Source organism: Myxococcus xanthus, from assembly GCF_006402735.1.
GTDB classification, from domain to species: Bacteria; Myxococcota; Myxococcia; order Myxococcales; family Myxococcaceae; genus Myxococcus; species Myxococcus xanthus_A.
Genome location: NZ_CP017174.1, coordinates 119,206 through 139,703, shown reverse-complemented (window position 1 = coordinate 139,703; position 20,498 = coordinate 119,206). Strand labels below are relative to the sequence as shown.

The following is a 20,498-nucleotide window of genomic DNA, read 5'->3' as shown; positions in this document are numbered from 1 at the left end:
GCGCAAGGGAAGGCGAGCATCTGGCTCCAGCAGGAGGGCTGAGCGGAACTCGTCACGCGCCGCCTGCCACCGCCCGAGGTCCGCGCTGATGATGCCGCGATGCAACGCCAGCGACACTCGATCGCGCGTCCCTCGGAGGCTCCCTCGAGCACGATCCAGTTGCTCGAGGGCACGCTCATACTCGAGGTCATCATAGAGGCGCACGCCTCCGAGACATGGCGCTCAAATTCGCTATCCGCTCTGGCCGCATGCGCTGGAATGACAATCCATAGGCATGCGGCGAGAGGCAGGCACCGCCTCCAGGTCATGGCAACAAGCATGCCTGGAGCTTAGTTCAGACAGACACCAACCCATCAACCTATGGCTGAGTAGAGGGAGCTGGCTCCGGGAAGTGGTAGACGTGGCCGTCGTCGCCGACGATCCAGAAGTTGCTTGAGGAGGTCATCGCGATGTCGCGGAGCGGCACGATTGGCCCGCCTGGGGTGAAGGCTGGCGCCTTGGCCCAACCGAAAGGGGTCAACCGCTGCAGTCGTCCCGTGGTGCCCTCGTTGCCAATGACGTAGGCAGTTTCGGTGCCGGGAGGGACGGCCACACTGACGTAGTTGACTGCAGGCCCCGCCGGAGCGAGCACCCGCTCCCAGTCCCTCGACTGCCCACTACCCTTCACCACCAAACCACCGTCACCCACCGCGTAGATAAGGTTCGGGCTCGCAGCCCACACCGCGCGCAGGCCGCCGTTGTAACCCTCAGTTCCCTGGAGATTGTGCGCAGCCGGAGTGCCCCAGATGGTATCGCGGATATAGAGATTCACCCCCGGTACCAGCGGTGACGACTTTCCTGTCGAGCCCACCGCGAACAGTGCATCCTGGCCGAGTGCATGGAGCCCCCAGTACCGACCGGATGAGTCGTGGCGCTGGGCAGCGCCTGTCCACTCATACAAGTGGCCCAAAGTGGAGACTACGAATACTTGAGCTGGGTTCCCTACTCCAACGACACTGGAGAAGTAATCGCTGTTGCCAGTTAGGTTGATCTGGATTGGGGAACAGGAGCCGCCGTTGTGCTCGCCAATCCAACCGTCTTCGCCAACCACGATAAGATAAGCATTATGGGGATTGACCCACGCCGCGTGCCAGTCCAGCGTGTTTCCGGCCGGCCCACACCGAGTCGTCGTATCCCCGCCGTGACTCACGAACGCTGAGGCCGCGTTCATCTTCACCGCTAGCTTCCCATCCAATCCTGCCACCCACACCGGGTAGCCATCCGGGTGAACAGCCACCGTCGTCCAATTGCCCCCTGCCAACACGGGGGCTTCCACCTTCCGCAGCGAGCCGCAGGACATCTGCCCATCCACCTGCCCGTCGCAGTCGTTGTCCAGCCCGTCGCAGACCTCCGTCGCCTGGGTGTTCGTGCCGGGGTCAGCGTCATCACAGTCCCGCGTGTTGTCCGCCATCTTCGGAGGCATGGGTGCGCCAGGGCACAGTTCTCCCGCCGGCGCGCTGTCCTTCTCTCCTTCACCGTCGCTGTCCGCATCCGCATAGAGCGGCGTCGGAGACGTGCCGACGCAGACCGTCCCCGTCTGCGCGTCGTTGCATGCATACGTCCCGCTGCAGAACTCCGTGCAAGCCGTCCCCAGGGCACCCGGCCCCTCTGTGAACAACTCGTCGACGCGATTGTCGCAGTTGTCATCCGAGCCGTTGCACGCCTCCACGGCGTTTGGATGGATGTCGCCCCGCTCGTCGTCACAATCCCCCGTCACCTCGACATGAAGTTCACTCGGCGGGTCACAAGCCTCCGTCCCGGGCACATTGCGCCCAAAGCCATCGCGGTCCTTGTCCAGGTACCAGACCCTGTTGGCGACCCCCGTTTCCATCCGGCCGTCGCAGTTGTCATCCAGGCCGTTACAGAGCTCCAGCGCGCCGGGGAAAGCCGTCGCCCGCCGGTCATCGCAGTCCGTCCCCCGGTTCATCGGACCACCCGGTGAGACGAAGCCGTCACCGTCCTCGTCAGCGGTGTGCAGGTCCTCGAGCAGCCACTCCTGCCGGCCCGCGGAGGCGAAGCTGAAGGTCTGCTTCCGCTCATCCACCAACTGCTCCGCCGCGCAGCCCTTCTCGAAAGCCCTGACGGTGATTTCGACATCCCGCCCCCAGTCCGCCTTCCGGAAGACAGCAACGTTCAACACCGGGTCGTTGGAGTCGAACTGACCGGGCTCCTTGAACTCCGCGAGCACCGTCTCACCGGTGCCACCATGGGCCTCCACCGTGATGCAGCCCTGACTGAATTTCGGGTGGTGGCCAATCTTGACGTGAACCGCAGCCTGCTTCGTGTCCGGCTCTTTCGAGTCCTTCTTGCAGGCCAGCAACAACAGAGGCAGGAGGAGAATGGCGGATTGACGCATAGGGTGCACTCTACCCCAACCCCAGGCGTGACTTGCCCAGAAGCCGACTCACCCTGAAGTCCGCCTGAATGAAAGACCATGGACATCTCACAACCAGAATGGCCTGAGGCACATCCCCGTGTGCCTTCACCGTCAAGGCTGTGAAGCCAACCGCCCTGGGGGCACTGCTACCGACCCACGCTGACGCAACTCGGGCGACGCCACCGCGAACCCTTCCGGCAACATCCGGAGGATGCGCTCACGCCGGTGCTTGGAGCCTTCCAGCCGCCGCTCCAGCAAGGCCTTCTGCGCGCGAGTCTCCTTGTCCAGAGGCGCGGGGCGCGCCGCCAGCAACGCCAGCCGCGCCGTCACCTCCTCCACCTCCCGGTCGATGAGCACTGGCTGGATGTTCCGCGACTCATTTCGCGCCCGCCCCACCGCGTTGTTCTCAATCCACACCGGCAGCACCGCCACTTCCTCCAGCGCTACCGACACACCGGGCATGGGCCGCACCAGCGACAGCCGCAACAACATCGAATCCCGCCGGTCGCCCCCCGAGCTCTTCGCCCCCACCTCGTGCCGGTAGAAGCGGTCCTGGTTCGCCACCAGGTTGCCCAGCGAGTACGCGATGAGCCCCTTGCGCCCATCCACCGTCTGGTACGACTCCAGCGGCTGGAGCACGTGCGGATGGTGCCCGATGACCGCCCTCGCCCCCGCGTCCAGCAGCGCGCGTCCCAACGCACGGTCCTCTGGCAGCGGCGTGGCCTTGTACTCCGTCCCCCAGTGCACCAGCACGATGAGCGCGTCACACCGCGCCGCCGCGGCGCGCACGGCCTCCACGGCCTGTTCGGGTTGAAGCCCTCGGTGCGCTTCGTGCCGCGAATAGGGCACCAGCGCGACATGCGGCGCCTGCGCATCCTTCGGATTGCTGAAGCCATTCAGCATGCGCGTGAAGGACAGGAACCCCACCTTCACGCCGCGCACGTCCACGAAGGCGGGCTCCCACGCGGCGTCCTTCGTCGCGCCCGTGCCCGTATGGCGGATGCCCGCCGCATCCAGGTGCCGCAGCGTCTCCAACATACCCACGGGGTGCTGGTCCCTCGCGTGATTGTTCGCGGTGGACACCACCTTCACCCCGGCCGAGGCCAGCGCGTGCACCATGGCCGACGGCGCGTTGAACAAGAGCTCCCGCGCGACCGCCTTCTTGTTGTCGGTGACGGGCGTCTCCAGATTCACGACGCCCACGTCCGCGGTGCGCAGCACGTCCGCGATGGGCCCGAAGACATGGTCCCAGCCCTCATGGTTGAGCGAGGGCGCACGGCCCCCTTCCGGTGGCGGCGCCCCGGTGCGGGCGTGCAGCCTCGCGACCTCCTTCACCTCGCCATGGGGAATCACATCCCCACCAAACACCAGCTCCACGCGCGTGGGGGCGGAGGCACAAAGCAGGGGCAACAGCAGCAGGACGGAGGCGGACACGCCTCCACCCTAATCCAGACACCCGGCATCCCTGGAAGGGGACCCCGGGTGCCGGCGAACCGCGGCTCCTACGGCTTGCCCTTGTCGCTGCTCGCGTCACTCTCGTGCGGGTAGCTGCCGCAACTGCCACGGCCGCGAAGGCCAGGGCTGGGACCAGTACCCCGGCCTCACGGACACCGCGCGCCTCTTCCCCGCGCCGGGGGGGACGCGAATACCGGGTGGAGCCGCACCTCTACGGACTGACGAGCCCTCGCTGGGGCTCCCCCATGTCGTCCATGGGCCACCTGCAGGACGTGGAGCTGGTGGCCGTGCTCACCCACTTCAGCAACACACCGCCCGCCGGCGCACACTTGTACGTCCCGGCGGACAGCGCCGCTCAGGGCCTGCGCTCAAGCTCCACGGCGCCGGCGAGCCACCGCGCCCACCAGCAGCGCCCCCCCCGCAGCGCCCAGCGCACCCGGCGCCGCTGCACAGCCATCGGAGTCGCGGACGTCCCTGCACGTCACCTCCGCGCTGATGGCGAGCCGCTGGTCCACGCCGTCCACGCGCACCGTGTAGGCCTGTTCGACGAAGCGCTCTCTCTCGAACTCCTCCCTGCCGAAGATGAAGCCCGCCTCTCCACGTGGCGCGAGCGCCTGGGTGCACACGCTGTCCGGACAGCTCGACAACGGCCAGTCGACCAGCGTCACCGTCTGCGCACAGGCGTTGCGCACGTTGCTCAGTCCGCAGCTGACGGACGCGCGGAAAATGAGGCACGGCACCTCGGAGACGACGCTCTGGTTCGATGTGGAGCACGCGCACGGCTCCGACTCCGCCCGGGCGATTCCCGACAGTCCCAGTACCAGCACACCGGCGCCGACCAACCCGGCCGTCATGCGCCGGGCGCGAACAAGCATTCCTTGCATCGACTGCTCCCAACCCGATTGCGCCGGCCCCGTCCGCGGCGCGCATCCTGTCCCGGACACGGCCGCACGCCAAGTCACCGTTGCCGGGTAATGGGTATCTCCTCCACCGCGCTACTTGGTCCCGAACAGCCGGTCTCCCGCATCGCCCAGGCCCGGGAGGATGTAGCCGTGCTCGTCCAGCCGCTCGTCGATGGCCGCGGTGTAGACGTGGACGTCCGGGTGGTGCTCGCGCAGGTTCGTCAGGCCCTCCGGGCACGCCAGCAGACACACGAAGCGCAGCGAGCCGGGCTTGCTCTTCTTCAATCGCTGGAGCGCGGCCACCGCCGAGTTCCCCGTGGCGAGCATCGGGTCGCACACCACCACGTCCCGGTCCGCGAGCTGGCCGGGTACGCGGTAGTAGTACTCCACCGGCGACAGCGTCTCCGGGTCCCGGTACAGGCCGATGTGCCCCACGCGCGCGGAGGGCACCAACTGCAGCATCCCGTCGAGGATGCCCTGCCCCGCGCGCATGATGGCCACCAGCACCAGCTTCTTGCCGTCCAGCACCGGCGCCATCGTGCGCGCCATGGGCGTCTGGATGTCCTCCTCGCGCACCTTGAGGTCTCTCAGGGCCTCGTAGGCGAGCAGCAGTGAGATTTCCTGGAGCAGCGCCCGGAAGGAGGCGGTGCTCGTCTCCACGCGGCGCATCTGCGTGAGCTTGTGCTTCACCAGCGGGTGGTCCACCACCGTGCAGTTCGGAAATTCCATTGCGTCCTCCCGTCAGAACACCGTGCCGTCACTGTCCACGCGGATGGGCGGCCCACCCCCGGGACGCCGCTCCGCCGCCACGCGCCGGCCCGCGGTCCACGTGCCACCCTGGAGCACCTTCCCCAGCGGCAGCTCCTCCGCGCTCAGGCCCAGCCGGCCACGCACCAGCGCCGCCACCCGGTCCAGCAGCGCCACCGTCAGCGCGCGCCACTCCACGATGGGCTCGTCACCCGGGTGAAAGGACTGCGTGAAGAGGCGCGGCTCCCGAGGCGACAGCACGCCCAGGTCCACCAGCAGGCCGCCGTTGCGGTACTCGGGCAGGCCGGTGAGGCCATCCAGCTCCGTCACGACCACGCCCGCATCGGACAGCGGCTCCACCAGGGAATACGTCATCCACTGCGACAGCTTGTGGAAGGGCACCAGCGCCTCCAGGCTCTCCACCGACCCCAGCGCGGGATGCGGCCACACGTCGCCCAGGTTCACCGCGTCCACCATCACCCGGCCCGGCCAGATGGGGCCCAGCACCTCCAGCACCAGCCCCAGCAGCTCCGCGGCGCGCACGCTGCGCTGCTGCGCCGTGATGATGTCCAGCAACGCGCCCGGCCGAGGCAGCACCTTCGCCAGCCCGTGCAGCAGGTGCAGCCGGCCCTCCAAGCCATCCACCGGGTTGGTGTCCGTCACCTGCATGCCCTGCGCGAGCGCCTCACGCGTGAGCCGGCCCAGCGCCTCCGCGTCCACGCGCAGCGGCCGGTCCGGGTCCGATGAGAAGCGCCCCTCCATGAACATGCGGAAGCTGGCCACGGCCAGTCCCTCGGAGCGCGCCCACGTCTTCCCGCCGGCCTCCTGGTAGCGCCACTGCGGACCACTGCCCGCGTCCAGCAGTACGCTCACCACCACCAGGTCCAGCTTCGCGCGCGCCCGCTCTTGGAGAGAGGCGTCCTTCAGCCGCGCCTCCAGCTCCGCCAGCCGGGCCACGCCGCCCACGTCGAAGTGGCGCCAGCGGCTGTGCAGCGGCACGTCCAGCGTGGGGTAGTGCTCGCGCGTCACGTGCAGCACCGTGTCCACGACGATGGGCAGCCGCGACGGCTCGACACGGAAGTGCTCCAGCTTGCCCGCCAGCCCCAGGTCCAACAGCTGGTGGCACCGCTCCCGGATGGCGGACGGCGTGCGCAGCCACGCCACCGCGGGAGAGAGGTCCGACCTGGCCAATGCGGAATCAGACATCGAGGTCCCGTCCCTTCACCTGCGCCAGCCCCGCAGCGTCCGCCACCGGCCCTTGCGTGAAGTAGCCCGCGGCCTTCTTCGCCTCCATCTCCACCTTCGCGTCGGCGGGGATGAGCTCGTCGGGGATGGGGACGCGCTCCAGGATTTCGATGCCCGAGCGCGTAATCGCGTCGTGCTTCATGTCGCTCATCGACACGAAGCGGTGGATGCGGGTGATGCCCAGCCAGTGCAGCACGTCCGGCATCAGCTCCTGGAAGCGCATGTCCTGCACGCCGGCCACGCACTCGGTGCGCTGGAAGTAGGTGGCCGCGGAGTCGCCGCCCTCCTGCCGCTTGCGCGCGTTGTACACGAGGAACTTCGTCACCTCGCCCAGCGCCCGGCCTTCCTTGCGCAGGTAGACGATGAGCCCCGCGCCGCCCGCCTGCGCCGTGCGCACGCACTCCTCGATGCCGTGCGCCAGGTAGGGCCGGCAGGTGCAGATGTCGCTGCCGAACACGTCGGAGCCATTGCACTCGTCATGCACGCGCGCTGTCAGCGGCACGTCCCGGTCCGCCAGCGTCTCGATGCCGCCGAAGACGTACAACGTCAGCCCGCCGATGGGCGGAAGGAAGACGTGCAGGTCCGGGCGCGTAATCAGCTCCGGGAACATGCCGCCCGTCTGCTCGAAGAGGCCGCGGCGCAGCGCGCTCTCCGTCATGCCGAAGCGCTTCGCGATACCCGGCAGGTACCACACCGGGTCCACCGCGGCCTTGGTCACCTTGATGTCGCCGTTGTCGCGCAGCAGGTCCCCGTCCGGCTTCAGGCGCCCGGCCTCGATGGCGTCGCGCACCTCGGGGAAGTTGATGTGCGCCTTGGTGACGGCGATGGTCGGCCGGAAGTCGATGCCCTGCTCCGCGAAAGGCCGGAACGCCTGCGGCGCGATGGCACCCCACGGGTCCAGCGAGACGATGCGCTGCGGGTCGCTCCACGACGGATGCGGCCCCACCTGCGCGGCGGGCGCGGTGTTCTTCAGGTCCGCGCGGTGGTCCTGCGGCAGCATGCCCGCGGCCACGGCGAGCGCGCGGTACACCGCGTACGCGCCGGCATGCGTGCCGATGACGTTGCGGTGCCCGGCCTCCGTCAGCGTGGCCACGACGGGGCCCCGGCGCGTCGGCTCACCGGCTCCCCAGTGGATGGGGACACTGGGAACGTCGCCATCCGGGTGGGAGGTGAGGCGGATGTGATTGGGATTCTTCTTCTCGGCCATGGGAGCGCCCTCCTTGCGGGCGCGAGAGCAAAGTCGGGGTGCGGGGGGGTGCTTCGCGTCGTGGGGCGCGCTTCAGCTCATCCACGAGCCGTCGGACCGGGCCGACCACTTGCGGGTGACCTTCTTCACCTGCGTCCAGAAGTCGAGGCTGGACGGCCCGGTGATGTCCCCGTGCCCGAAGCGCGAATCGCCCGTGCCACCGAAGGAGAACGGCTCACGCGGAACAGGGACGCCCACGTTGACGCCCACCATGCCGGCACGCACGCCCTCCACCACCGTCTGCGCCACCCCACCGTTCGTGGTGAAGATGGACGCCGCGTTGCCGTAGGGCGACGCATTCTCCACCGCCAGCGCCGCGGACAGCGTGGGCACCCGGACGATGGAGAGCACCGGGCCGAACAGCTCGCGCCGCGCGGCCTCCATCTCCGGGCGCACGCCGTCCAGCAGCGTGGGGCCCAGCCAGTTGCCACCGGCCCACGGCTCGCCCTGCGGCTTGCGTCCACGGCCGTCCAGCAGCACCCGCGCGCCCTCGGCCTCGGCGCGAGCAAGGGCCGTCTCCAGGCGGTCCAACGAGCCCCGGTCGATGAGGGCGCCCATGTCGGGGCCCACCTCCAGCTTCGCCGCGCGGCGGACGACTTCCTGGAGAATGGACTCCACGTTGCCCACCGCGAGCAGCACGCTGGCCGCCATGCAACGCTGGCCCGCGCAGCCGGTGAACGAGTCCACCACCGCCTGCGGCGTCAGCTCCGGGTCCGCGTCCGGCACGACGATGAGGTGGTTCTTCGCGCTGCCCAGCGCCAGCACGCGCTTGCCGCGCTTGCAACCCTCCGCGTACAGGTGGCGCGCCACCGCGGACGAGCCGACGAAGCCCACCGCCTGCACGTCCGGATGCGCCACCAGCGCGTCCACCGCCTCCTTGCCGCCGTGCACGACGGAGAAGACACCCGCGGGGTAGCCCGCCTCGCACATGAGCTCGCCCAGCGCGCACGCGGTCAGCGGCACCTTTTCCGACGGCTTGAGGATGAAGGCGTTGCCCAGCGTGACGGCGATGGGGAACATCCACATCGGCACCATCGCCGGGAAGTTGAAGGGTGTGATTCCGGCGACCACGCCCAGCGGCTCGCGGCGGTACTCACACGAGACGCCGCGGCTGACTTCCAGGTGCGCGCCCGTGTCGAGGTTCTGGAGGGACAAAGCGAAGTCGCAGACCTCCATGCCCTTGAGCAGGCCCGCGCGGGCCTCCGCCACCGTCTTCCCCGCCTCGCTTGCGGCCAGCTGGGCCAGGGAGTCCAAATCCCGCTCGAGGAGCTGACGGAAGCGGTACAGGTACTGCGTGCGCTCCCGCAGCGGGGTGTCCTTCCAGGAAGAGGCCGCTGCCTTCGCGGCCTCCACCGCCTGGGCGACTCCCGATGCGGGCGTGAGGGGAACCCTGCCAATGACGGTGCCCGTGTAAGGGCTCCGGACATCGAGGTGCGCCGCACCGGGCGGCACCTGCCAGCTTCCTCCAACGAGGTTACGGCACGAGACAACGCTCCGCGGAAGCTGGATGAAGGACACGCACACCCCCCAGGTGTCTGGCGTGAAGAAATGGCCTGCCATTGTAACCAGGGGAATGGACTGACATGCAACCCAGGGGTCCCCGAGGGTGCCCTCGGACACGCCCAATGGTAGACATCCAGGTGCCTGCTCTGTCAGGTAGCGGACCCATCTCTCGGACAGGTGTGAGGGATTGCGTTCAGTGGGCGTCGGGCGCGGTCAGCAGGCCGCGCAGCCGGGCGATGGTGGCCGTGTCATCGGCGTCCAGCGTGAGGCCCAGGACCTGGACCTCGTCGTACAGCGCGAGCGCGTAGTGGAAGCGGGAAGTGGCCGTGGCGGCGTCGCCCTGCTCGGCGATCAGCTCTCCGTCCTCGGCGACCAGGCGCGCGAGCACCTTCACGCGCGTAGGGGAGCCCAGCAGTCGCGCGGTGGACATCGGGTCCGCCATCAGCAGCGCGGTGTACTCCATGCCCAGCGTGGACAGCGCCGTCTCCTGGATGAGGCGCTGGGCGTCCGCGAGCTTCTTCTCCCGGCGCGCCTTGATGATGCGGGCCAGCGCGGCGGCGAACTCCTCGATGAGCCGCTCGATGTAATCCTTGCGAAGGGACATGGCGGCCTGAAGGTAACCGCGGAGCGGGGGGCGTGCACGCCCAGGCCTTCCGTCGGCGAGGGTCCCATGACTGTGCGACGCCCCCATGCGCTCTGGCTCCTGCTGGCCGTGTCCCTGCTGGGCTGTTCGACCGTTGCGCATGACGAACGCCGGAGAGGACCGAACGAAGACCAGGAGGTGTGTCGCCCCTCCGACGACGCTCCATGTGTCGCGGTCCAGTGCACCCTCGACGTGTGCGGGCTCTACTTCTGCGAAGACGTTGCCCCTGAAGTCCAGCCGGTGCGCTTCCCTCCCGCACGCCCTCCAGTCGCAGCCGCGCCAGGAAGCGGGCCCCGCCGGAACTGGGGACGCGACACGAAGCGCTCGAACGGCGCTGTACCCGTCATGGTCTTTCCGAACTGGAATGGGGCTCGTGAGCGCGCAGTCCCGCCCTCACACCAGCGTCCAGCCGGCCGCTTCGAGAAGCACCACATCTTCCCGCAGGCCGAGCTGCTCGCCAGGTGGTTCGAGCGGCAGGGCGTCAAGATTCACAACTACACCCTCCCGATTCCCCGCGACCTCCACCGGAAGATTCACGGCGGCGATGGCCGGGGTGGCGCCTGGAATCAGGCTTGGCGCGACTTCATGCTGGCCAATCCCAGGGCCACACCTGAGGAAATCTATCGACACGCGGGGGAACTCATCTACCGCTTCCAACTTCTGGGCGGCCCCATCCAGTCGTACTACTCCCGCCCTGGAACATGAGGACTTCGACGCCCCGATGACACGGTTCTTCTGGCTAGGCGAGGACGCGACGGTCGCATCGAACCAGGGCGGCTACATCGATGCGTGGCACAAGTGGGGCCTCCCAGGAGTGCACTGCCCCATGTGCGGCGCCACGTGGAGTGATGTGGGGCACGACTATGCCTGCGTCGACCTGTCCCACCTTCCCGAACGCGAGATGTTCGAGCGACCTCGCCCGGAGCCGCTCCCGGAGTTCGCACGACTCCGAGAGCTGGTGCGCCCTCTGGCACCTCCGCATGCGGCCCTTCCCCCTGGAACAGGCTTCGGTCCATTGACGGGCAAGGGCACGGGACGTTTCGGCCTCATCGCCTGGGTCGAGCAACTGCTGCTGCTGGTCCAGCCCGATGTGTTGGAGCGCCTTCAAGGGGAAGGCGTCGAAGGACTGGTGGGTTGCCGGACGGAGCTGACGTTCCGTCAGAAGAACCCACCCGCGTTCCTGGAGCTCCAGATTGAACCTCTGGGCCGCCTGCATCCCGACTGCATCCCCCCCGAGGTACCGCCTCCATGCGGGACATGCGGCCGGCATGGCTTCACGCGCCCGGAAGCGCCCATCCTGGATGCCGCCTCGATCCCCTCGGGAGTCGACCTGTTCCGGGTCGGCAACTTCGCGACCATGGTCGTTGGGACCGAGCGATTCATGGAGGCCGTGCGGCGACAGAAGCTCGACGGCATCACCTTCCGCGAGCTGCCCACCCGTTGACACCCGGACGAGGCACTGCACGCCTCTTCTGTTTTCAAGTGTTCGTCCCCTGCATCCCCACGGCGCCCCAGCTGACAGGCCACACACGTCGGTGACGACCGACACCGGCCTGGTGCGTAGGCAACCATGCGGACGGGCTGGAACATGGGCCTGATGGACAAGCGCGGATAGAGTCGCGGACCAGGTGCATCGGCCATGAGCATGAAAGACAGCGACAGAGGACGCGCAGGCACGGGCAATCGCGAGGATGACGCCTTCGGCACCGGCCCTGGGTCGCGGCGCGACGACGCTCCACCCGTTCCCCAAGTAGGGCGCTACTTCCTCCTCAAGCGCCTGGGACAAGGCGGCATGGGCGTGGTGTACGCGGCCTATGACCCGGACCTGGACCGCAAGGTGGCCCTCAAGCTGCTGCACGCGGACTCGCGCACGGACTCCGAGGAGGCCCGGGCGCGGCTGCTGCGCGAGGCGCAGGCCATGGCGCGCGTCTCGCATCCCAACGTCATCCCCATCTTCGACGTGGACGTGTGGGGTGACCGCGTCTTCCTCGCCATGGAGCTGGTGGACGGCGGCACCCTGGCCTCGTGGGTGAAGGAGGGACAGCGCTCCTGGCGCGAGGTGCTGGAGTCCTTCCTCGCCGCGGGCCGGGGGCTCCAGGCCGCACACGAAGCCGGGCTGGTGCACCGCGACTTCAAACCCGCCAACGTACTGGTGAGCAAGGCAGGCCGCGTCTTCGTCACCGACTTCGGCCTGGCGCGGCCGGTGGGCACGCTTCCCAAGGAGGAGCCCCTCTCCGAGGACTCAGAGGCCTTCATTCCCTCCGAGCGGCGCATGCTGGACACGCCCCTCACGGAGGCGGGCCTCATCATCGGCACGCCCAGCTACATGTCCCCGGAGCAGTTCCGTGGAGATGACCTGGACCCGCGCTCGGACCAGTTCAGCTTCTGCGTCGCGCTGTACTGGGCGCTCTACCGTCAGCGGCCCTTCGAGCCCGCGAAGATGGAGGCGTATGCCTCTTCGCGGAAGCCCCAGGTCCAGCCCGTGGTCGAGGCCACCGAGCCACTGCACGTGACGGCCCCCCTGGAGCGCGAGGCCCCCAAGCCCCTGCCGCCGCCCGTCCTCATCCAGGAGCCGCCGCGCGACGTGAAGGTCCCCGCCTGGGTGAAGCAGGCGATGATGCGCGGACTGTCGCTGGACCCGTCCGCGCGCTTCGCGTCCATGACGGAGCTGCTGGGCGCCCTGTCGCAGGAGCATCGCTTCACGAAGCGGCGGCGCTGGGTGGCGGGCGCGAGCACCGTGGCGGCGGGCGTGGCCCTGGTGGGCGGCGTCCTCTACCAGCAGTCACAGGTCTGCGCGGCAGCGGGCGCGCGCATGGATGACGTCTGGAGCCCGGCGGCGCGGCAGCAAGTGGAGGCGGCCTTCCTCGCTACCGGCAAGCCCTTCGCGCAGGAGCTGGCCGGCAAGGTGTCCCAGGTGCTGGACGGCTACGCGAGCGCGTGGAAGCAGCAGAGCACCGAGGCCTGCGAGGCCACCCACGTCCACGGCGTGCAGACGGAGGAGCTGCTGACGCGGCGGACAGTGTGTCTGGCGCGGCGGCACAAGGATGTGCGCGCCACGGTGGCGCTCCTGTCCAGCGCGGACGCGGCGCTGGTGGAGAAGTCGGTGGACGCAGTCCACGCCCTGCCCTCGCTGCACGAATGCGAGGACGAGGAGTCCCTGGCCGAACAGCAGCGGCTGCCCTCGGACGCGGCGAAGCGCGCCGACATCGAGCAGTTGGAGGAGCAGCTCGCGGGCGTGAAGGCGCTGGTGGACGCGGGCCGCTATCCGAAAGCCTTGGAGACGGCGCGGGCGCTGGAGGCACCGGTGCTGGCCACCGGCCACCTGCCGCTCACAGCCGAGCTGCGCTTCCACCTGGGCTGGCTCCAGGAGCAGAACGGCCAGTCCCCCGAGGCCGCGAAGCAGCTCTTCCACGCCGTGCGCGACGCCGAGGCGGGACGGGCGGACCGGCTGAAGGTCGCCATCCTCAACAAGCTGCTCTACGTCGAGGACGGTCAGCAGCACTTCACCCAGGCCTCGGATTGGGGCCAGCTGGCACACGCCACTCTCCAGCGCCTGGGCGGCGAGCCCGTGCTGGAAGCCGACGTGCGGATGAACCAGGCCAACCTCGCGGTGTCACAGGAGCGCTTCGAGGACGCGCGCACGCTGCTGGAGCAGGCCAAGGCGCTCCAGGCCCGCGCCCTGCCCCTGGGCCACCCCAAGCGCGCGCGGACCACCTTCCTGCTGGGCGGCGTGATGCTGGACCTGGAACAGCCCGAGAAGGCGGTGGAGCTACTGGAGGAAGCGCTGACGCTGACGGAGGCCGCGGTGGGCCCCTGGCATCCGGACATGGCCCAGCGCCACGGCATGCTGTCGCTGACGCTGCGCGAGCTGAAGCAGGACGCCAAGGCCCTGAAGCACGCGCAGGCGGCGGCCCAGGTCCGCAAGGCCACGCGGGGCGAGACGAGCGTCCTGTACGCGGAGGCCCTGGACGAGGTGGGCATGTGCCTGCACGCGATGAAGCGCTACGACGAGGCGCTGAAGGCCTACGAAGAGGCGCTCTTCATCAAGCGCGCGGCGCTGCCCGCCGACGACGAGCGGCTCCAGTACTCCTACGACGGCGTGGGCCAGGCCCTGCTGGAGCTGGGCAAGGCGAACGAGTCGGTGGCGCCGCTGCGGCAGGCCGTCTCCTTCGTGTCGGCCCCGCCCGACGTGCTGGCCGAGTCCGGCTTCGCCCTGGCTCGCGCCCTGTGGATGACGCAGCAGCCCCCGGCGGCGCGCGGGGAGGCGGCCCAGGCCCGGGCGCGCTTCACCGAGGCCGGCATGGAGGCGCGGGTGGCGGACGTGGACGCCTGGCTCTCGACGCTGCCGCCCGAGCCTGCCCCCCGGCCCGCGGGTCGCAAGCCTCGGCGGTGAAGTCGCCACGGACCCAACGGGTGGCGGGCCGCGTCGACCGTGTTAGCGTCCCGCCCCCGTGGCCCCGTCGAACGAAGAGGATCCCGCGCTGGACCCGACGCTGACGCTGAGCCGCGCGCGGCAAGGCCGGGTCCGGCTGAAGTTGATGGTGCTGTCCGGCCCCGAGTCCGGCCAGAGCCATGCGCTCACCAAGCCCGAATACGTGCTGGGCAAGGCCCCCACGTGCGACATCGTCCTCACCGACAAGACGATTTCCCGCGAGCACCTCAAGCTGACGGTCCACGACGAGCACGTGGTGGCCACCGACCTGGGCTCACGCAACGGCTCCTCGTGTGACGGCCGCCGCTTCACTGAGTTGGAGCTGCACCCGGGCACCGTCATCACCCTGGGCACCACCGAGCTGAAACTGGTGCCGGAGGAGACGGCGAAGCGCACGCTCCTGCTCTCCAGCCGCGACCGCTTCGGCGCGCTGGTGGGCAACAGCCGCCGCATGCGCGAGGTGTTCACCCTGCTGGAGCGCCTGTCCCCGGGCGGCGCGGACGTGCTCATCCAGGGCGAGACGGGCACCGGCAAGGACCTGTGCGCCGAAGCCATCCACCAGGCCAGCCGCCGCGCCAGTGGGCCCTTCGTCATCGTGGACCTGGCGGGCGTGGCCCCCTCGCTCATCGAGTCCGAGTTGTTCGGCCACGTGAAGGGCGCCTTCACCAACGCCCAGAGCGACCGCGCCGGCGCCTTCGAGCGCGCCCACAACGGCACCGTCTTCCTGGACGAAGTCGGCGAGCTGCCGCTGGAGCTCCAGCCCCGCCTGCTGCGTGTGCTGGAGCGCCGCCAGGTGAAGCGCGTGGGCGCCAATGACTACGTCACCGTCAACATGCGCGTGGTGACGGCCACCCACCGGGATTTGGAGGACGCCGTGCGGCAGGGGAAGTTCCGCCGCGACCTCTACCACCGGCTCGCCGTGCTCCGCGTGACGATGCCCTCCCTGCGCGAGCGCCCCGAGGACATCCCCCTGCTCATCGACACCATGCTCGAGCAGACGGGCCGCCCGCCCAGCGCCCTGTCGGACCAGACGCGCGCGCTGCTCACCCAGTACCCCTGGCCCGGCAACGTGCGCGAGCTGCGCAACGTGGTGGAACAGGTGGTGAACCTGGGCGAGGAGGCCCTCCCGGAGCTCGAGTCCGCCGACAGCGAGCGGGGCCACAGCGCGGCCGACCTGGACCTGCCCTTCAAGGAGGCCAAGGAGCGGCTCGTGGAAGGCTTCGAGCGCGACTACCTCCGCAACCTCCTGGAGCGCTGCGAGGGGAACATCTCCCGCGCCTCCCGCGAGGCCGACATCGACCGCGTCTACCTCCGCAAGCTCCTGAAAAAGCACGGTATCGAACCGAACGGCGGCCTCTGAGCGCCGCGGAAACAACTTTCTCCAGAGTTTGGAGATAACCTCGGATTGGAGCCATGCGGGCTCCGCCCATCCCCCAGGGAAGACCGCCCATGCGAGTGAACCTCTTCCAGTCCATCGCGAGGCCCTCGGAGACCCGGCCGCAGCAGAGCGTCCCGCCCGCCGCGTCCGGCCCCGCCCAGGCCCAGGCTCCCCAGCAGCCGTCCGTCCCCGACGTGGTGGCCCGGTACTTCACCGACAGCTTCGAGGCCGCGGACGCATCGGAAGTCATCAAGCAGACCAAGGACGCCAACTGCGGCGCCGCGGTGGCCACCCTGCTGTCGCGCACCGCGGGCAAGGACTCCGCGTCGGCGGCGCAGAAGATGGACGCGCTGGAGTCGCGCTTCACCGACGGCGGCGGCACGACCCCGGAGGAGCTCGCGAAGATGCTCGCGCACGAGGGCCTGGAGGTGAAGAAGGGCACCTCGAACTTCGACATGCCTTCGGTGAACGAGGCGCTGGCCCGCGGGCAGCAAGTCGTCGTCCAACTGGACACCAACCGGCTCGCCACGGGCGTGGACTCCAAGGTCGCCGGCGGCTCGCACTGGGTCGTCGTCGACGCCATGGACGACAAGGGCAACTACCAGGTGAAGGACACGAACACGGGCTCCAAGTACTCCGTGTCCGGTCAGCAGATTGCCGACTCCGTGGGCTCCGCGTGGGAGCTGCACCAGGGTGGCGGCATGCTCGTCGTCGGCGACCCGCAGAGCGCCATGGACGAAGGCACGCTGGTGGAGAAGAGCTCCCTCCACACCAGCGTCCTGGGCAACACCGACGGTGGTGGCTCCCGGGCTCGCGGCAGCTTCGGCCGCGAGTCTTCCTGAGCCTCCCGCCGCCGTCCGACCTGCCGGCCTCGACTACGCCGGCAGCGTGCCCTGGCCCGAAGCCAGGGTGCTGGCGAACTGATTCACCTTCTGCACGTACATGGCGTCACCCGTGCCCGCGGGAATCGCGTGCGGGTTGCTCTTGTCCACGCCGTTCGGACCGGAGTTGTAGGCGCGCAGGGCCAGGTCCCAGTTCCCGAACTGCTCCTTCATGTCCTTCATGTAGCAGGCGCCCGCGAGGATGTTCGTCGCCGGGTCGGAGAGGCTCTTGCCCTGCAGCTCGGGGTACTTGCCCTGCAGCTCCTTGAAGGTGTTGGGGTTCACCTGCATCAGCCCGGTGTCCGTCAGGCCGTTGCCACCGTTGGTGGACGTGGCGGCCACGTCACCGCGCGACTCCGCCCACACCTGCGCGGCCAGCATCTCCACCGGCACGCCCGTCTTGGCCGCCGCGGACTCGAGCGCCGGACGCAGCTTCTCCAGCGCCGGAGGCAGGTTGCCGCCCAGGCTCGCGCCGCCGGCACTCGTGTTCGCGCCCACCGAGGGCGCCGCGCCGATGCCGCCCACCGGCGCGGGCGCGGAGCCCCCCACCGGCGTGCCCTCGATGCCGCCCACCGGAACAGGCGCGGGGCCACCCACCGGAACAGGCGCGCCCTCGATGCCACTCACCGGAGCGGGCGCGGGGCCACCCGCCGGCGGCGCCGACATGAGGCCCTCCACCGGATCATTCATGAACGGAGACGGGCCCTGAGCGCTGGGGTTCAGCTCCACGGGAGGACGGCCACCGCAGGCCGACGCGGGCGAGAAGGAGCTGTCCGAGAAGCACTTGGACGGGGACGAGCCCTGGCCGCACGAAGCGCCCTGCGCGCCACCGGCCGCGCCGCCCTGCATGGCCTGCTGGAGCTGGGTGAGCGTGCTGATGATCGCCATGGCTCCCTCAAGCAGCTTTCCCACGGACGCGGCCTTGCCGCCGCCCAGGTCGAAGCCATCCTGCTGCATCCCGATGCGCCCCAGCGACGGCTTCTGGGCCGAAGCACTCGAGGGACCCGACAGCGACGCGGAAGGCCGGGAGACGGAGACATCCTGGGCCGGGGAGCGGACGGCGGAAGAGGCGGAGCCGCTGAGAGGAGAGAGGCGCATGGGGAAGTTCCTTCGGGGAGGGGTTGGAGGGCTGCTGTAGGCGACCCACGCACCAGTAGCAGCAGGTGTGCCAACCACCAGGAGCCCTCGTTCACCCGCCAAGTCATTGATTTCACTTGAGTCCCGGGAGCGCCCGCGCCCCGCGAGGCCCTGGCCCCTGGTGACTGCCGTCAGGGGGGCGGTGGTCGCAGTCACCAGGCTCCGTCCGGCAGCCGTGCCGACATGCTGGCGCGCTAACGTAGCGGCCTTCTCGTCGTGGAGGGGATGCGGGACATGAGCCAGAACGGAAGCAGTGCCGAGAGCGCGCGCGTGCGCTGGCTGGTGGTGGGTGCCTTCTCCCCGTCTCCCTCGGGTCGGCGCTTCCCGCTCACGGTGAACACCTTCGGGGATGAGCTCACGCGCGCCGCCAGCGGGCTCCGCGTCACCGTGGCTGACCGGCTCGGAGCAGGTGACACGCGCACCGTCGAGCTGTCCTTCGACCGGCTCCGCGCATTCAGCTTCGCGGACGTCATCACCCGCGTCCCGGAGCTGCGCGCCCTGCAGCACCTGCACGAATCGCTGTCCACGTCCGACCCGCTGCGCACGCTGACGCCCGAGGAGGCCGCCACGCGCGTGGCCACCGTCACCGGCCCGGGCCGCCTGCCGGACGCGGTGGCCGAGGCCCTGCGCGCCGCCTCCGCCCCACCGGCCGCGCCCACCGCTCCGGCCGCGCCCACCGAATCTGGCGAGGACCTGGTGGAGACGCTCCTCAGCCGCGCCGACGCGAGCACGCCCGCCGCCGCGTCCCGCGCGGTGGATGCCTTCCTGCGCGCCATCAATCCGCGCGTGCCCGCCACGCCCGCGCCCGTCGTCACGCCGGAGGCCGCCACCCGGCAGACGGCCCGGGATTTGGTGGAGGAAGCGCTGCTCCTCACGGCGAAGGACCTGCTCGGCGCCGAGCCCGTGGCCCAGTTGGAGTCCGGGTGGCGCGGCCTCAAGTGGCTGCTGGACCAGGTGCCCGCCTCCTCGGGCATCTCCGTGGAGGTGCTGGACGTGGCGCGCGCCGGGCTGCTGGACGCCGTGCAGGGCGCGCTAGGCGCCGAGCCCTTCGAACGCCCTGACGCCGTCTTCATCGTGGATGCCACCGACGACGTCGCCCTCCTGGGCAAGCTCGCGGCGATGGGCGAGCGCGCGCAGCTTCCGGTGGTGGCCGCCGTGTCCGCGCCGCTCCTGGGCGTGGCGCAGGCGGAGCTGGCCACGGCGCTGGAAGAGGAACGCGAGCAGGTCTCCGAGGCCTGGACGGAGCTGCGCCAGGACGAGTCCGCGCGCTGGCTGTGCGCCGTCATCAACCGCGCGGTGGTGGCCAGCGAGGGTCGCGGCGCGGCCCGGCGCGTGAGCTTCACCAGCCCCGCGCTGGCGGTGGCGGCGATGCTGGCGGCCAGCTTCCGGGACACCAGCGCCTTCGCGCGCATCATGGGCCAGCAGGGCGGACTGAAGGCGCCCGCCATGTGGGAGCTGCCCACCGGCCGCGATACCGGGCTGAGCATTCCCACCGAGCACTTCCTCCCCATCCGGGCGCAGGCGCGGCTGGAGGAGCGCGGCATCCTGGGCCTGGGCAGCGGGCGCAACGCGGACGCGGTGCTGCTGGCCGCCGCGCCCATGGTCTTCGGCGGAGGCTACGCGGTGCCGCTGCCCGCGCAGCTGCTCACCGGGCGCATCGTGCGCTTCGCTACCTGGGTGCGGGACCAGCTCCCCGCGGGCACCGGCGGCGACGACGTGGACGCCATCTTCTCGCAGGCCGCGGAGGTGTTCCTCTTCCGGGGCGCCACGGAGAACGGGCAGCTGCGCGGCCAGCTGGTGGCCACGGACAACGGCCGCGGCGTGCACGTCACCGCGACCGTCCGCCCGGAGCACGCGGGCACGCGCTTCCAGCTCGCCTTCACCCTGCCGCTGCGCGGCTGAAGTCAGTCCTTCTTGAAGCGCAGCACGTAGCCTTCGAGGAACACCGTGGGCAGGTCCAGGTCGCCCACGGGTTCGCGCACGAAGCCCCGCCGCAGGTACATGCGCCCCACGCCCTCCGCGCCCCTTCGGACGTGGAGGCACACGGCGTCCACGCCCCACTCCCGGGCCAGGGCCTCGGCGGCGTCCATGAGCGGCCGGGCCAGCCCGGTGCCATGGTGACTCACGGCGGTGGCCAGCCCGCGCAGGTCGGCGGCGTTGGGCAGCCAGGCCTCGGAGCCCGGCGCGCCCGGCTTGAAGAGCGCGACAGTGCCCACCACCTGCCCGTCCACCTCGGCCACCAGCACGGTGGCCACCTTGCGCCGGGACGCGACGTCCCGCAGCTCGCGCTTGCGCTCGTCGCCATAGACGACGTCCGGGAGCTTCTTCGCGTACTGGGTGAGGAAGGCCTCCACCAACAAGTCCCCCACCACCGCGTCATCCTCGGGCCGTGCCTCGCGAACGAGGGCCCGCTCCACGACATGCCGGGTGTCCATGGCCCGGAACTCTACGACTGGCCGCGCGTCCGCGCGATTTCACCCCAGCCAGCCGCGCTCATGTCTGCGTGCAGGCCG

The 20,498-nt window shown here is 69.9% G+C and carries 16 protein-coding genes; 6 read left to right on the top strand and 10 right to left on the bottom strand.

Annotated features, from left to right (window positions below; genetic code table 11):
* Positions 1-358: 358 nt before the first annotated feature.
* The 8 genes from BHS09_RS00580 to BHS09_RS00540 form a co-directional block, all read right to left on the bottom strand.
* A complete protein-coding gene (locus BHS09_RS00580; protein ID WP_237080108.1) occupies positions 359-2,395 on the bottom strand; it encodes a putative metal-binding motif-containing protein in 2,037 nt (678 codons plus the stop codon).
* A gap of 132 nt (positions 2,396-2,527) precedes the next feature.
* Positions 2,528-3,850, bottom strand: a complete 1,323-nt coding sequence (locus BHS09_RS00575; RefSeq protein WP_140796887.1) for a CapA family protein — start codon at positions 3,848-3,850, stop codon at positions 2,528-2,530.
* Positions 3,851-4,239: 389 nt separating this feature from the next.
* A complete protein-coding gene (locus BHS09_RS00565) occupies positions 4,240-4,755 on the bottom strand; it encodes an MXAN_0125 family MYXO-CTERM protein (protein ID WP_237080107.1) in 516 nt (171 codons plus the stop codon).
* Positions 4,756-4,866: 111 nt separating this feature from the next.
* Positions 4,867-5,502: a uracil phosphoribosyltransferase gene (gene upp, locus BHS09_RS00560; RefSeq protein WP_140786594.1), complete on the bottom strand. Its 636-nt coding sequence runs from the start codon at positions 5,500-5,502 to the stop codon at positions 4,867-4,869.
* A gap of 12 nt (positions 5,503-5,514) precedes the next feature.
* On the bottom strand, positions 5,515-6,726 hold the full coding sequence (locus BHS09_RS00555) for a DUF1688 family protein (RefSeq protein ID WP_140786593.1): 1,212 nt from the start codon (positions 6,724-6,726) through the stop codon (positions 5,515-5,517).
* Positions 6,719-7,972, bottom strand: a complete 1,254-nt coding sequence (locus BHS09_RS00550) for a GTP cyclohydrolase II (protein ID WP_140786592.1) — start codon at positions 7,970-7,972, stop codon at positions 6,719-6,721. Before BHS09_RS00550 ends, BHS09_RS00555 begins: the two co-directional genes overlap by 8 nt.
* A gap of 72 nt (positions 7,973-8,044) precedes the next feature.
* Positions 8,045-9,571 (bottom strand): CoA-acylating methylmalonate-semialdehyde dehydrogenase, encoded by a 1,527-nt coding sequence (locus BHS09_RS00545; protein ID WP_140786591.1) that lies wholly within the window; start codon positions 9,569-9,571, stop codon positions 8,045-8,047.
* A 136-nt stretch (positions 9,572-9,707) separates the two neighbouring features.
* The gene (locus tag BHS09_RS00540) at positions 9,708-10,118 is read right to left on the bottom strand and encodes a hypothetical protein (protein WP_140786590.1); all 411 of its coding nucleotides are present in this window, start codon (positions 10,116-10,118) and stop codon (positions 9,708-9,710) included.
* A 66-nt stretch (positions 10,119-10,184) separates the two neighbouring features.
* On the opposite strand from BHS09_RS00540, the gene sitA6 reads away from it, so the two are divergent.
* From sitA6 to BHS09_RS00515, 5 genes are all read left to right on the top strand, one after another.
* Positions 10,185-10,862 carry a SitA6 family polymorphic toxin lipoprotein gene (sitA6, locus tag BHS09_RS00535; RefSeq protein WP_140796886.1) on the top strand — a complete coding sequence of 226 codons (678 nt, stop codon included), beginning with the start codon at positions 10,185-10,187 and terminating at the stop codon, positions 10,860-10,862.
* 16 nt (positions 10,863-10,878) lie between these two features.
* On the top strand, positions 10,879-11,601 hold the full coding sequence (gene sitI6 / locus BHS09_RS00530; RefSeq protein ID WP_140796885.1) for a SitI6 family double-CXXCG motif immunity protein: 723 nt from the start codon (positions 10,879-10,881) through the stop codon (positions 11,599-11,601).
* Between the two features lie 195 nt (positions 11,602-11,796).
* Positions 11,797-14,550: a protein kinase domain-containing protein gene (locus BHS09_RS00525; protein ID WP_140796884.1), complete on the top strand. Its 2,754-nt coding sequence runs from the start codon at positions 11,797-11,799 to the stop codon at positions 14,548-14,550.
* A gap of 58 nt (positions 14,551-14,608) precedes the next feature.
* Positions 14,609-15,949, top strand: a complete 1,341-nt coding sequence (locus BHS09_RS00520) for a sigma-54 interaction domain-containing protein (protein ID WP_140786586.1) — start codon at positions 14,609-14,611, stop codon at positions 15,947-15,949.
* A gap of 89 nt (positions 15,950-16,038) precedes the next feature.
* Complete coding sequence (locus tag BHS09_RS00515; protein ID WP_237080106.1) at positions 16,039-16,809, top strand: cysteine peptidase family C39 domain-containing protein; 771 nt, start codon at positions 16,039-16,041, stop codon at positions 16,807-16,809.
* A gap of 33 nt (positions 16,810-16,842) precedes the next feature.
* Here the strand turns inward: BHS09_RS00515 and BHS09_RS00510 are convergent, their stop codons facing one another.
* A complete protein-coding gene (locus tag BHS09_RS00510) occupies positions 16,843-17,946 on the bottom strand; it encodes a lytic transglycosylase domain-containing protein (RefSeq protein ID WP_140796882.1) in 1,104 nt (367 codons plus the stop codon).
* Between the two features lie 273 nt (positions 17,947-18,219).
* On the opposite strand from BHS09_RS00510, the gene BHS09_RS00505 reads away from it, so the two are divergent.
* Positions 18,220-19,887: a type VI secretion system contractile sheath small subunit gene (locus BHS09_RS00505; protein WP_237080105.1), complete on the top strand. Its 1,668-nt coding sequence runs from the start codon at positions 18,220-18,222 to the stop codon at positions 19,885-19,887.
* Between the two features lie 2 nt (positions 19,888-19,889).
* On the opposite strand, the gene BHS09_RS00500 is transcribed toward BHS09_RS00505, so the two are convergent.
* Positions 19,890-20,420 (bottom strand): GNAT family N-acetyltransferase, encoded by a 531-nt coding sequence (locus BHS09_RS00500; protein ID WP_140786582.1) that lies wholly within the window; start codon positions 20,418-20,420, stop codon positions 19,890-19,892.
* Between the last annotated feature and the right edge of the window lie 78 nt (positions 20,421-20,498).